Consider the following 12,487-nt stretch of genomic DNA (forward strand, 5'->3'; position numbering starts at 1 on the left):
ATGACCACCACACTATTGCGCATCGCTACTGCAGGGTCGGTAGACGACGGCAAGTCCACTTTGGTTGGCCGGCTCTTGCACGATGCCAAGGCGATCCTTGCCGATTCCCTGGATGACATTGCCCGCACCAGCGCCGAGCGGGGCTTCGGCGGGTCCGATGGCACCTTGGACCTGGCCCTGGTGACCGATGGCCTGCGCGCCGAACGCGAGCAGGGCATCACCATCGACGTGGCCTACCGCTACTTCTCCACCGACAAGCGTTCCTTCATCCTTGCGGACTGCCCTGGGCACGTTCAGTACACCCGCAACACCGTCACCGGCGCCTCCACTGCGGATGTTGCCATCGTGCTGGTGGACGCCCGCAATGGCGTCCTTGAGCAGACCCGCCGCCACCTCGGCGTCCTCACCTTGCTGCGCGTTCCCAACCTGGTCGTGGCAGTGAACAAGATGGATCTGATCGGGTGGGATGAGCAGGCCTTTGGCGCCATCGAAGCCGAAGTCCTGTCGCTGGCTGCGGAGCTGGGCCTCCAGTCAACCACTGTTATCCCGGTCTCTGCGCTGCAGGGCGATAATGTGGTTGAACCATCCCAGGCGGCTCCGTGGTATGCCGGCCCCACCCTGCTGGGCCTGCTCGAAGAACTGGAACCGAAACTCGGCAGCGGCACCGCACGCCTGGATGTCCAGTACGTCATTCGCCCGCAGGGCGCCCTCGCTCCAGGCCTGGATCCGGAAGCCTACCGCGATTACCGCGGATATGCCGGAACCCTGGTCGACGGCACCTTGAACGTGGGGGATGCCGTGCAGGTGCTCTCCAACGGCCAGCCAGCAGCCAGCCGGGTCAAGGCCATCAGCACCCCTGCCGGTCCAGCCCAGAGCGCTCAAGGCGGCGAGGCGGTTGTTGTCGAGCTGGAATCGGACGTGGACATTGCCCGCGGCGACACCATCGTGGCCGGTGAACTGCCTGCGGCACAGCGCGAATTCCAGGCGAACATCTGCGTCTTGGATCCGGTAAAGCTCACCAGCGGCCAGCGACTGCTGATCAAGCATGGAACCAAGGTAGCCGCAGCCAAGCTGTCGACCATTGATTACGTGATCAACGTGGCCGACTATTCGCAGCAGCCAGCCGAATCCCTGGAACTCAACGACCTGGGCCGGATCACCCTGCGCAGCCAAGCCGCCTTGGCAATTGAACAGTACGCCTCCTCGCGTACCGGCGGCAGCTTCTTGCTGATCGATCCAACCACGGGTCGAACGCTGGCCGCGGGGATCATCGAGGAAAACCATGAAGCGGCCTGAAACTGCTGAACCGGCAAGGCATGGCAATCGTGTGCGCTTAACGGCTCATGGTCCCGAGGCGGGATACGGCGGCAGGTTTCTTGGGCTTGCAGGCGTAGGGGTGCTCGCTGCCCTGGCAGTGGTCACGGCCTTGTTGCCCGGGCCCAGCGACGAGCAGGCGCAAGCTGCGGATCTTGGACCCGCAGCCGAACTGAAGGTCGGCTACTTCGCGAACCTGACGCATGCTCCAGCCCTGATTGCCCAATCCGAAGGAATTCTTCAGGACGCGGTGCAAGAAGACGGAACCAAGGTGCAGAGCCAGGTTTTTAATGCAGGACCCGCAGCAGTGGAAGCACTGAACTCCGGTGCCATTGACGCGGCATACCTGGGGCCAAACCCGGCGTTGAACAGCTACCTCTCCAGCCACGGCGAATCATTGCGGGTGGTATCTGGTGTAGCCTACGGCGGTGCCAGCCTCGTGGTGAACGACCAGATCAGCAGCCCTGGGCAACTGGCTGGCAGCAACCTGGCTAGCCCGCAGTTTGGCGGCACCCAGGATGTGGCGTTGCGAAATTACCTCAACGGGCTAGAACTGAACCAGGACGCAACCGTCACACCGAGTTCCAATGGCACGGTGGCCCAGCTATTTGGCCGCGGAGAAATCGATGGCGCTTGGCTTCCTGAGCCTTACGCGTCGCTGCTGGTGGAAAAGTACGACGGCCATCGCCTGGTCAATGAGTCGCAGCTGTGGCCTGACGGAAAATTCCCGACGACAGTTTTGGCTGTCTCCCAGGACTTCCTGGCAAGCCATCCGGAAACAGTCCAGAAATTGGTGGATGCCAATACCGAGGCAATCAGCTGGTTGAACCACGCGGATGAAAAGCAAAAGCTCGAGGCCGTGCAATCCGCTTTGGTGAAGGCCAATGGAAGTTCGTTTGATGAGTCAGTAATCGCTTCTGCGCTGAAACAGATTTCATTCAGCGAAGATCCATTGCCTGAAACCTACCAAACGCTGGTGGACCATGCCGCCGCTGTTGGCGTTGGGTCCACGGGTGATGCACAAAGGCTTGTCGACACTCGCTTTCTCAACCAACAGGAGCGGTAATGGGAGTTCTACTCAATGAAGTATCGCTGAGCTATCCGGGCACGGGGCTGGTCATTGACCGGCTCAGCGCTGAAATTGAAGATGGCGAATTCATTGCAGTTCTCGGCGCCTCCGGATGCGGGAAATCCTCCTTGCTGAATATGATCGCCGGCTTGCTGGCGCCGAGTTCTGGATGGCTGGAAGTACCTGAAGACGGGGCCGCCTTCATGTTCCAGGACGCAAACTTGTTGCCTTGGCTCACTGCCAGCCAAAACGTCGACTTGGCCTTGAAGCTTGCCGGTTACCCGGTAGAGAAGCGGCCAGCACGAGTTGAAGAATTGCTGGATCTTGTTCAGCTGGGGCACGCCAGCAGCAAAAAGCCCCACGAGCTATCCGGCGGCATGCGCCAGCGGGTAGCCCTGGCCAGGGCTCTGGCACAGGACCGGCAGGTCTTGCTGATGGATGAGCCTTTCGCGGCGCTGGATGCCATTACCCGCGACATGCTCCATGAACAGCTGCGCGCCCTGTGGGAGCAAACGGGAAAGACGATCATCTTCGTTACGCACAATGTGCGCGAGGCAATTCGGCTGTCCGGACGGATCCTGGTGCTCTCTTCGCATCCGGGACGAATTCTGGAAACCCGCCGGATCACCGACGAATTACGCCAGGACCCGGCCCAAGCGGCCGCACTGGCAGATGAACTAACCACGATTTTGAGAAAGGAGCAACGGAAGCATGAGCTCACTGACCGAGTCTCCAACTGAGTTGAAGCCATTGCAGCATTCAAAGCTGCGCCAGCGCAGCCGCCTGGACGCAGTGGTCGCACCGTTGCTCACCGTGGTGGTACTGATTAGCCTGTGGCAGATCATTTCTTGGGCCAGCCCGCTGCGCGAGGATCTCTTCCCGGGCCCGCTGGCTGTCGCCCAGAAGCTTCCACAGCTGCTCTCCGACGGATCGCTGCTTTCAGCGGTGGGCACATCGCTATTCCGTGCCATTAGCGGATTCGCTATCGCGGTGGTCGTTGCGACCCCTGTGGCGTTGCTCCTGGCCCATCAGCCTTTGCTGCGCAAAGGTGTCGGCCCGCTGGTATCGGCGATGCAGGTATTGCCATCCATCGCGTGGGTTCCAGCGGCAATCATCCTCTTCGGATTGAGCGACGCAACCATTTACACGGTTTTGCTGCTCGGCGCGATCCCGTCCATCATCAACGGGCTGCTCGCCGGAATCGACATGATCCCGGCACAGTACAAGGCGTTGTCCAAGGTGCTTGGCGCCTCCAAATGGGAACATGTCATGCACATTGAGCTGCCAGCTGCCATGCCAGGCTATGTTGCAGGATTGCGCCAAGGGTGGGCCTTCGCCTGGCGCTCGCTGATGGCGGCCGAATTGATCGCGGTGGGCGGCTCGCTGGCCCTCGGCGTAGGCTCGCTGTTGCAGCGTGGACGCGACCTGGCAGATCTGCCATTGGTCATGCTGGTGATCCTGACCATCCTGCTGGTTGGCGTGCTGATCGAATTAGTATTCTTTGCTCCGATTGAACGCAAGCTTTTGCGTGATCGCGGCATGAGCCGAACTGGAGACAACAATGGCTAAAGGACATATCACCCTCATTGGCGGTGGCCCCGGTGATCCAGAATTGATTACCGTCGCCGGCTACAAAGCGCTTTTGTCCGCCGATGTGGTTTTGGCTGACCGGCTTGGCCCCACCGCATTGCTTGCCGACTTATCCGATGACGTCCTGGTGATCAACGTGGGCAAGTCGCCTGGCTGCCACGTGAAGACCCAGGATGAGACCAACGAGCTTTTGGTCAAGCACGCGCTTGAAGGAAAGCACGTGGTCCGGCTTAAAGGCGGAGACCCATTTGTCTTGGGCCGCGGCGGGGAAGAGATGCTCTACGCCGCCGAATACGGGATTTCCACGCGCGTGATTCCCGGAATCACCAGCGCCATTTCGGTTCCCGGCGCTGCCGGCATCCCGGTGACGCACCGAGGAATCGCTGCGGGATTCACCGTAGTGAGCGGCCATGCTGAACTGGCCGACGTGCCGATTCGCTCCGATCACACCCTTGCGGTGCTGATGGGAGTATCAAATTTGGCACTAATTGTTGAGACATTGCTTACCCGAGGTTTGCCGTCAAGTACGCCAATTGCGATAGTTGAGCGAGGTTACTCACAGACGCAGCGCACAACTATCGGTACGCTAGAAGAGATTGTAGTGCGCGCCCGCAAGGCCGCAGTGGCGAATCCGGCCGTCATCGTCATCGGTGATGTCGTTCGGCTAGCCCCGGAAGCCTCCGACCAACTGGTAGACCTCCTGCCGCTAGAGAATGCCGATGCCACCGAGCCGGCCTCATTCGTTGACTAAGAAAGAGAAGTTGTTTGATGAGTGAAATTATCGTCCCTGATCACCTGGCCTCCCGGGCACTGCGCGTGGCCATCGTTGGCGCCGGTCCTGCAGGCATCTACGCAGCAGACCTGCTGAACAAGAGCCAGCCAGTGTCCAGCGGTCAACTGAAACTGCACGTCGACCTCTTCGATGAGCTGCCCACCCCTTTCGGCCTGATCCGCTACGGCGTATCCCCGGATCACCCGCGCATCAAGGGCATTATCAACGCGCTGCACAAGGTGCTCGACAATGACTGGATCAATTTCTACGGCAATGTCGGCCTGGGCCGAGACATCAGCCTCGACGACCTGCACGCACGCTACGATGCAGTGATCATTTCCACCGGGGCCCAGAAGGACGCCGACCTGAACATCCCGGGCATCGACTACGAAGGCTCCTTCGGCGGCGCTGACTTCGTTTCCTGGTATGACGCGCACCCGGATGCAGACAAGAACTGGGACCTGTCGGCCAAGGAAGTCGCTGTTATCGGCAACGGCAACGTGGCCCTCGACGTCGCTCGCATTCTCTCCAAGCACGCTGACCAGCTGCTGGAGACCGAAATCCCAGAGCACATCTACCAGCAGCTGAACGACTCGGCCGTCACCGACGTCCACGTCTTCGGCCGCCGCGGACCAGCCCAGGTGAAGTTCACTCCTCTGGAACTGCGCGAACTGTCGCACTCCAAGGATGTAGACATCGTGCTGTACCCGGAGGACTTCGAATTCGACAAGGCTTCGGACGAAGCCATGAAGACCAATAACCAGACCAAGACCATGGTCTCGACCTTGACCAACTGGCTCATTGAGCAGGAAGAACGCGAAGAGGCACCAAGTGCTTCACGCCGCCTGCACCTGCACTTCCTGCAGTCGCCAGTCGAGGTTCTCGGTGAAGACGGCAAGGTCACCGGCCTGAAGGTGGAACGCAACGAATTGGACGGCAACGGCGGTGCCCGCGGCACCGGCGAGTTCGTCGAATACCCGCTGCAGGCCATCTACCGCGCCGTAGGCTACTTCGGCTCGGCCGTTGACGACATTGAGTACGACGGCGCCAAGGGTGTACTGCCAAACATCGAAGGCCGTGTTCTTGACGCTGCCGGAACCCATGTTCCGGGCCTCTACGCGACTGGCTGGATCAAGCGTGGCCCAATCGGCCTGATCGGCCACACCAAGGGCGACGCCTTGGAGACCATCACCCACCTGCTTGAGGACCTGACCCAGCTGGCTGAGCCTGAATCCTCGCAGCAGATCGCAGAGCTGCTTGAAAGCCGCGGTGTGGACTTCTCGGATTGGGATGGCTGGAAGACACTGGATGAACGCGAGAAGGAACTCGGCGCAGCCGAAGGCACCGTCTCCACTCGCTTCGGTGACATCACCCGTGACCGAATCAAGGTTGTCGAGCGCGAGGCCATGATGGAATTCTCTCGCGCAAAAAAATTAGCTGAGAGCCTGTAAGTCTCACCCCAGGCTCTGAGTCAAGTGGCACCCGTTGATCTTATGATCCACGGGTGCCATTTTTCGTCCACCACCGCAGGGAGTCGGACCGTTTGGTGTTTTCTTATTGCAGTGTTCGACGATCAAAGTTTTTCAAGGTTGAAAGACTATCGTGAATAGAGCTTAATCCCCGAGGATCTTCTCTGACAGATCAGATCGGAAACTGCTGTAGCTTAACCGCCAGTTTGGCTCATTTTCTTTGATATTGCTGAGGATTTTTTTGTAACTGTTCGTGTATGCATTCCTCTTTTCGAGACCTGTTAAGCCGAGTAGCAGCCAATTTGATCTTGGGTATTTCTTTTTGTTCTTGGTTAGTGCATCCAACACGAATGAGACCAAAATTCTAGAAGAGTCGAGCGAATCGAGGCACTCCTGAAATTTAGGAAGGTATCCGCCATGAATTGCTCTATGCCGTAAGAGGTAACAGTTTTTATACCATTCGCCGATTACCCCATCATCAATCGACCATGGTTCGCCGCCAAGGAGTGGATTGTAGTTGGACTTAATGCGTTTTGTAAGCGAACTCGTGGGACCAAATAGATGCACATCTTTAGGATCTGGAAGTATATTGGATTCGTTCGAAAAGTCGCTTCTAATTACTTTCGATTCCCAGAGCAACATTGTAAGCACAGTATCCAGGAACATTTCAGAAGCAGTCGCAGATTCGAGACAGGAAGCAGTGAGGTCGCCCTGCAAATGGAGCGCCGTGTACGCAGCAACCATTCGGTCTTTCGCACTGAGGATCTTGTTACCCGTTGCCAAATCCTGTAGTGCTAATTCGAATTCTGTAATCTTATCCTTGGTGAAAATTACTTCACTTTCCATTTCGGGAGCACGCGTACCTCCTAGGCCCATGGCAAATTCAGCAAGAGGCTTCACCCTTATTGCTTCCTGACCATTCGATCTTATTTCCTGTACGCGGCACATTCTGTAATAGATCGGCCCTTGGAGATGTCCTCCGGGCAGCAGAGGGATCGTGGATTCGAAAACGACTCGTAGAGCCATTAAATACATGTTTATCCCGCGGGATGCTCTAACGAGAGGGTTCGAGAGATCATCCCAGTTAAAAGTTGAGTTGTGTTTGTCGTTATATTTTTTGTCACCTTTCATTTTAGGAACGATTACCTCGAATACGGTCAACTTTCCTTCTAAAGAAGGTGTGAAAGCTCCACCTTGTCGTTGCCAAGCGGGTGCGTGCTCTTGCATTGATGGTCCATGTCTTGCAAATTCGTCAAGCGACAATAGATTCCTCGCCATTGCGGATAGGGGTGAGGTCGCAGTGTGTGCGGTAACAAGAACGACTAGTTCTTTGTCGGGTGATTTCAGTTGAATTCGTGTAGGTTCGTGGTCGCCGTCGATGCAAACATCGGGCAGAATGACTAGAAACTGATTGGCTGCATACCCTGTTGCTGACATGATTTCCTATCGTAATCTCTTTGATCTAAACCAATAGGTTTTTTCGATTATATCGCGCCGGGCAGTCGAGCGGTCGACCTCAAATTCGAAAATGTTTTGTTGTTGTGTATTTAGCGAATAGAGAGAAAGGATCTCAGTTAATCGCGATACGATCTATTCATGATTACTGCCGGTATGTTTCTGGGATTACATCCGTGTTTTGAGGATTTTAGCTTATGTACCATTAGAAGGTTGGCTTTTATCGCACTTATATATCCGCATGTTCTACATTCCATAATCTAGCGGGTCAGGTTTATGGTCAAAATATGAATCGCTAGTTTAGTCTGTGAGCTTCGTTTCTTTGCGGGAAGGTACGCATCGGCGAAGCATGATGAACAGCAAGATCATGCCTGCAGTGATAGACATGTGGCCAAGACCGGCGATGCCCGAAATCATCTTGGAAGACTCCATGCCTAGTACGGTCATAGAGCCGTGGGTGAGCTGCATTCCCGCGGTCAGGATTACTCCTGCGTTGTAGGTGCCCATGAACCAGGCAAAGAGCTTGCGGTGCTTGCTTAGCCCGAAGGACTTCTCCAGCAGCAATACCAGCAGCAGCATGATGAAGCCCAGAACCAGCAGGTGAGTGTGCACCACCGAAAGCTGGGTCCACTGTCCCTCGGGGAAGCCATTGATCTTGGTGAATTCGCGGTAGAAAAGACCTGAAGCAACGCCGAGGAGCATGTAGGCGAAGGAGAAATTAACGAGATTACGCATCGATTTTGCTTTCTTTCTGAATGGCTGGTTGTGCAAAAGACTTGGCGGGCGGGGAAGCTTTGCCAAAGATTGGATGCTTTCCTGAGCCCAGGACAGCGAAGAGCGCGGGCAGCATCAGTGTTCGAACCACGAAAGTATCGAGCAGGACGCCGAGCCCGACTATCAAGCCCAGCTGGCCCAGAACCGTCAGCGGCAAGGTTGCCAGGGCCGCGAACACGCCAGCCAACACGAGTCCGGCACTGGTAATGACTGATCCCGTGCGGCTAGCTGCCATGACGACCGCCTCACGCAGATCCAGTGCCTGTGCGTCTTGGCGCACACGCTGCGTCAGGAATATCGTGTAGTCCACGCCAAGGGCTACCAGGAAGACGAAGGCCAAGAGCGGCACTTGGACATCCAGTGCGTCAGCCTCGAAGACTATCGAGGAAACCAGGGAGCCGAGGCCAACAGCAGCGGCAGCGCTGAGCAGATTTGCCAACCCCAAGGCGAAGGCGGTGCGCCACGAACGGGTGAGCCAGCCGAGCATCACGAAGCAGATGGCCATGATCAGCGGGGCAACGAGGTACAAGTCGCGCAAGTGCATCTGGTGGGAATCCAGCTGTTCGGCGCTCTGCCCGCCCATCAGCACCTGTCCTCTGCCGATTGCTGCCGCGGTATCGCGCAGATCTTCCACCAGATCCCGGGCTTGCGCGGAGCTGGGATCTACAGCCGGAATGACGGTGAACTGCTGCCACGCGGTCTTCCCGAGCTGATGGACCTCGCCCACACGCTTGACGTTCGCGACGCTTGAGAGATCATGGCGCAGTACCTCGGTATCGATGTCTTGCGCCAATACCGTGATCGGCTGTGTTTCACCGGCGGGGAAGTGCTCAGCGAGAGTCTGCATGGCGTTGGTTGATTCGGTGGCCGTGCGGAACTGCTGGGCCTGGTCCAAGCCAATGCGCGTCCCGGTCAGCGCACCGGCAAGAACCAGGAGCAAAACCGCCAGCGCCGCGAGGTTCAGTCCCGGGCGATTCATCACAGAACGAGCGGCACGACTGAAGAAGTTTTCATTCTTGGCTTCCTGACCTGGACGAGGAATCAAAGGCCAGAAGGCATTGCGGCCGCACATGGCCAAGACCGGAGGCAGGAGGAATAGCGCGAAGACCGCAGCGATCAGCAAGCCAGCAGCGCAAACGATACCCAAACCGCGGGTATCTTCCATGGCAGCCAGCCCCAGCGTGAGCAGCGCCAAAACCACGGTCAGGTTGGAAGTCAGGATGGCTTCAAAGCTGGATGCCCACGCCCTGGATAGCGCCTGGCGATGATCGGAGCTTTTGTGCAGCTCATCGCGATAGCGGGAGATCAGCAACAAGGCGTAATTGGTGCCCGCGCCGAAGACCAAAACGCTGAGCACCCCGGAGTCGAAGTGCAGATCGAAGGCATTGCCCAGCAAATTGGCCACCAGCGAGGCGCTGCGATCGGCAATGGCAATCACGACCAGCGGGATCAGCCAGAGCACCGGCGAACGGTAGGTGAGGATCAGCAGGACTGCCACGATGCCGACGGTCACGGCCAGCAGGGTGAAATCAGCCCCCGCGAAGGCATTGGTGATGTCCACCGCGAATGCGGTGGAACCTGTGACCTGCAGCGCCATCCCATCGGCGCGATGGTCCTGGACCCAGTCGCGGATCTCGTTGAGCTTCTCACGATCGGCCTGATCTGAGACCGTGCCCCAGGTCAGCGGAACCATCGCTGCCTGCTGGTCCTCGCTGGCCAAGGTGCGCCCTGCGGTGACCCCGACGTCGTGGCTCAGTGCCGTGCTGAGCTGGTCCAGGGACGCCAAGTCGGCGTTGCCCAAGACCTGGCCATCGGGGCGGTTGGCCACCAGCAGGGCCGAGCTCTGGGAATCGGTGGTGTTGGCCTCCAGGATTTCGGCGACCTGCGCCGAATCCGAGCCGTCGACCAGAGAACTGGCCGAACGGGCGGGAGCCTGGATGCTGCTCAGGGCTCCGAAGAGCACCAGGACCACTGCAAAAACTGCGGCGGCCCAGATGCGGGCACCGCGGCGGCTGGTCAGCGAATCGCCGACCCGGGAGATAACTGGAACTTTCATAGTTCCAGTCAACGAGAATTTACGGGTTCAGCCATCGTGGAATGAGGTGAATAAAAGATCAACCGAAAGGTTGAGAGTACCTCTAGCGTGTCGGCCACACGATAATCGACGCTACAGCAAACCGGCCTCGCGGGCTTTATTAATTGCGTCGGTCCGCGTCCTCGCCTGAAGCTTGTCGAAAATGTGCACCAAGTGCGTTTTGACCGTCGCTTCAGAGACAAACAAGGACTTGGCGATTTGCTTGTTGCCGGCCCCGGTTGCCAGCTGCACGAGAACATCGCGCTCTCGGGCGGTCAGCTCCGCTTTGGGCCGACGCATGCCTTCAACCACACGGCGGGTCATTTCCGGGGCCAGAACCATGAGACCCGCGGCAGCTTGGCGCAAGGACTCGACGATGGTTTGGGCGCTGACGTCCTTGAGCAGGTAACCGCAGGCACCGGCTTCAATGCACGCCAGAATCTCCGCATCCTTGTCAAAAGTAGTCAAGATCAGCACCTGTGGCGCGCGGGGCAGCCGTCTGATGCTTGCAGTTGTCTGGGCGCCATTCATCCCTGAACCCAGTCTCAGGTCGCAGAGCACAACGTCAATTTGCTGATCTTTGGCGAATTCAACGGCTTCTTCTCCGGTGGAAACTTCGCCCACGACCTGGATATCGCCGTAATTTTCGAAAAGCGCTCTCAGCCCGGTGCGAACTATCGGGTGATCGTCCACCAACAGGATGCGGATCATGGATTGTCCTTTCGTGCCCGAAGAGGCAGATGGGCGCACAAGGCGGTGCCGTCTCCAGCAGCGCTTTCCACTTCCAGTCCGCCGCCAAGTTCAATGAGGCGTCGGTTCATCGCCGTGAGGCCAAAGCCTCCCACCTGCGTGTTTGGCAATAGCCGGCCGGCCGGGGGAGTAAAACCAATACCGTCATCCACGATATCCAGGCGTATCTCGTCATCGCTGAAACTCAAGCTCACGACGACCTTTGCGGCTTGTGCATGCCGGCGAACGTTGGACAGCGCCGACTGGGCCGTCCTCAACAGGGCAATTTGAACACTGGGGTCCAACAGCGGCAATCCAGGCTCAATATCCAGAGCGGATTCAACACCGGAGTCGCTGCTGAAGTTCTCAAGGACGCGAGAGAGGGCTCCGGCGAGCGCCTGCGAATCGAGTTCAGCAGGTGCCAGGGCGGCAATGATTCGGCGCAGGTCATTGAGTGCCTGCGCGGAGAGCTGGTCGATTCGTTGCAGCGCCTCTTGCGCCGCACCGGCGTTGCTGGCGCCCGTGGCGGCCTTGGCATGCAAGCCGATGGACGATAGCTGCTGGGCGATAGTGTCGTGGATTTCCCGGGCTAGGCGTGTGCGCTCGGCCGCGATTCCTGCTTCATGCTGGGAACGGGCCAGATCCTCTTGGAGCGCGGCCATTTCCTGTTGGGCTCTCATTAAGGAATTGACCAAAGAGGTGCGTTCTTGGGCGTCCCGTTCCATCTGCAGGTAGCCTCGCGAAATGCCCCAGGCAAAAAGGCCGCCGACCAATGGACCGGCTGCGGACGCAAGGCTGAGCTGCGTGTGGTGCAGGTAGGGTGCGAGCAAGGTAAAGGCATAAACCACGACGGACCACAGCACTGAAGGCAGGAATGGCAGCTGGTGCCCAATTAGCAGCCAAAGGCTGAAGGCTAGCCACATGAATTCAGCCGAAATCAAGAGGCTTGCTATCCAGATTCCCAGCAGGAGCGCCAACCACCACGTGGGTTTGGGGAAGATCCTGTTCTTGGCATGCGGGATGAATCCTGCGCTGTACCAGACGGCGAAGAGCAGCGAGATGAGAATTGCCGGCAGCGCATTGTCTTGTGCCGAAACTTGTCGCAGCAGCGCGATGACAAGCAGAATGGCTGTCACCAGATGCTGTCCCCAGCGCAGCACCCTTGGCGAGGCCAAGGAGTGCTGCTGATTCTGGGTCTGAACCGATCGTGGCTCCGTAGTACTCATGGATGCCAGCCTACC

General features: G+C 58.0%; 11 protein-coding genes. 6 read left to right on the plus strand and 5 right to left on the minus strand.

Annotated features, from left to right (window positions below):
• The 6 genes from ACT7DV_RS14505 to ACT7DV_RS14530 are packed head-to-tail and all read left to right on the plus strand — an operon-like array spanning position 1 to position 6,196.
• Complete coding sequence (locus tag ACT7DV_RS14505) at positions 1-1,296, plus strand: sulfate adenylyltransferase subunit 1 (protein WP_444663594.1); 1,296 nt, start codon at positions 1-3, stop codon at positions 1,294-1,296.
• Positions 1,283-2,380: an ABC transporter substrate-binding protein gene (locus tag ACT7DV_RS14510; RefSeq protein ID WP_444663596.1), complete on the plus strand. Its 1,098-nt coding sequence runs from the start codon at positions 1,283-1,285 to the stop codon at positions 2,378-2,380. Before ACT7DV_RS14505 ends, ACT7DV_RS14510 begins: the two co-directional genes overlap by 14 nt.
• Positions 2,380-3,123, plus strand: coding sequence for an ABC transporter ATP-binding protein (locus ACT7DV_RS14515; RefSeq protein WP_060701789.1), 744 nt, complete (start codon positions 2,380-2,382; stop codon positions 3,121-3,123). The genes ACT7DV_RS14510 and ACT7DV_RS14515 overlap by 1 nt, the downstream gene beginning before the upstream one ends.
• Positions 3,095-3,952 carry an ABC transporter permease gene (locus ACT7DV_RS14520; RefSeq protein ID WP_060701788.1) on the plus strand — a complete coding sequence of 286 codons (858 nt, stop codon included), beginning with the start codon at positions 3,095-3,097 and terminating at the stop codon, positions 3,950-3,952. Before ACT7DV_RS14515 ends, ACT7DV_RS14520 begins: the two co-directional genes overlap by 29 nt.
• Positions 3,945-4,724: a uroporphyrinogen-III C-methyltransferase gene (cobA, locus tag ACT7DV_RS14525; RefSeq protein ID WP_060701787.1), complete on the plus strand. Its 780-nt coding sequence runs from the start codon at positions 3,945-3,947 to the stop codon at positions 4,722-4,724. Before ACT7DV_RS14520 ends, cobA begins: the two co-directional genes overlap by 8 nt.
• Positions 4,725-4,741: 17 nt before the next feature.
• Complete coding sequence (locus tag ACT7DV_RS14530; protein ID WP_060701786.1) at positions 4,742-6,196, plus strand: FAD-dependent oxidoreductase; 1,455 nt, start codon at positions 4,742-4,744, stop codon at positions 6,194-6,196.
• Between the two features lie 162 nt (positions 6,197-6,358).
• On the opposite strand, the gene ACT7DV_RS14535 is transcribed toward ACT7DV_RS14530, so the two are convergent.
• The 5 genes from ACT7DV_RS14535 to ACT7DV_RS14555 form a co-directional block, all read right to left on the minus strand.
• Positions 6,359-7,651, minus strand: a complete 1,293-nt coding sequence (locus ACT7DV_RS14535) for a hypothetical protein (protein WP_444663600.1) — start codon at positions 7,649-7,651, stop codon at positions 6,359-6,361.
• A gap of 318 nt (positions 7,652-7,969) precedes the next feature.
• Positions 7,970-8,404: a DUF2871 domain-containing protein gene (locus ACT7DV_RS14540; RefSeq protein ID WP_444663602.1), complete on the minus strand. Its 435-nt coding sequence runs from the start codon at positions 8,402-8,404 to the stop codon at positions 7,970-7,972.
• Positions 8,397-10,499, minus strand: a complete 2,103-nt coding sequence (locus ACT7DV_RS14545) for an MMPL family transporter (RefSeq protein ID WP_444663603.1) — start codon at positions 10,497-10,499, stop codon at positions 8,397-8,399. The genes ACT7DV_RS14540 and ACT7DV_RS14545 overlap by 8 nt, the downstream gene beginning before the upstream one ends.
• A gap of 111 nt (positions 10,500-10,610) precedes the next feature.
• Positions 10,611-11,228, minus strand: coding sequence for a response regulator (locus ACT7DV_RS14550; protein WP_060701782.1), 618 nt, complete (start codon positions 11,226-11,228; stop codon positions 10,611-10,613).
• Positions 11,225-12,472, minus strand: coding sequence for a sensor histidine kinase (locus ACT7DV_RS14555; RefSeq protein WP_444663606.1), 1,248 nt, complete (start codon positions 12,470-12,472; stop codon positions 11,225-11,227). Before ACT7DV_RS14555 ends, ACT7DV_RS14550 begins: the two co-directional genes overlap by 4 nt.
• Positions 12,473-12,487: the final 15 nt, after the last annotated feature.

The organism is Glutamicibacter sp. TV12E (assembly GCF_052441935.1).
Taxonomy (GTDB): Bacteria; Actinomycetota; Actinomycetes; order Actinomycetales; family Micrococcaceae; genus Glutamicibacter.

What these genes read in the sequence shown, in the direction of transcription:
- ACT7DV_RS14505 (WP_444663594.1), top strand. Translation starts at nt 1, where the DNA reads ATGACCACCACACTATTGCGCATCGCTACTGCAGGGTCGGTAGACGAC.
- ACT7DV_RS14510 (WP_444663596.1), top strand. Translation starts at nt 1,283, where the DNA reads ATGAAGCGGCCTGAAACTGCTGAACCGGCAAGGCATGGCAATCGTGTG.
- ACT7DV_RS14515 (WP_060701789.1), top strand. Translation starts at nt 2,380, where the DNA reads ATGGGAGTTCTACTCAATGAAGTATCGCTGAGCTATCCGGGCACGGGG.
- ACT7DV_RS14520 (WP_060701788.1), top strand. Translation starts at nt 3,095, where the DNA reads ATGAGCTCACTGACCGAGTCTCCAACTGAGTTGAAGCCATTGCAGCAT.
- cobA (WP_060701787.1), top strand. Translation starts at nt 3,945, where the DNA reads ATGGCTAAAGGACATATCACCCTCATTGGCGGTGGCCCCGGTGATCCA.
- ACT7DV_RS14530 (WP_060701786.1), top strand. Translation starts at nt 4,742, where the DNA reads ATGAGTGAAATTATCGTCCCTGATCACCTGGCCTCCCGGGCACTGCGC.
- ACT7DV_RS14535 (WP_444663600.1), bottom strand. Translation starts at nt 7,651, where the DNA reads ATGTCAGCAACAGGGTATGCAGCCAATCAGTTTCTAGTCATTCTGCCC.
- ACT7DV_RS14540 (WP_444663602.1), bottom strand. Translation starts at nt 8,404, where the DNA reads ATGCGTAATCTCGTTAATTTCTCCTTCGCCTACATGCTCCTCGGCGTT.
- ACT7DV_RS14545 (WP_444663603.1), bottom strand. Translation starts at nt 10,499, where the DNA reads ATGAAAGTTCCAGTTATCTCCCGGGTCGGCGATTCGCTGACCAGCCGC.
- ACT7DV_RS14550 (WP_060701782.1), bottom strand. Translation starts at nt 11,228, where the DNA reads ATGATCCGCATCCTGTTGGTGGACGATCACCCGATAGTTCGCACCGGG.
- ACT7DV_RS14555 (WP_444663606.1), bottom strand. Translation starts at nt 12,472, where the DNA reads ATGAGTACTACGGAGCCACGATCGGTTCAGACCCAGAATCAGCAGCAC.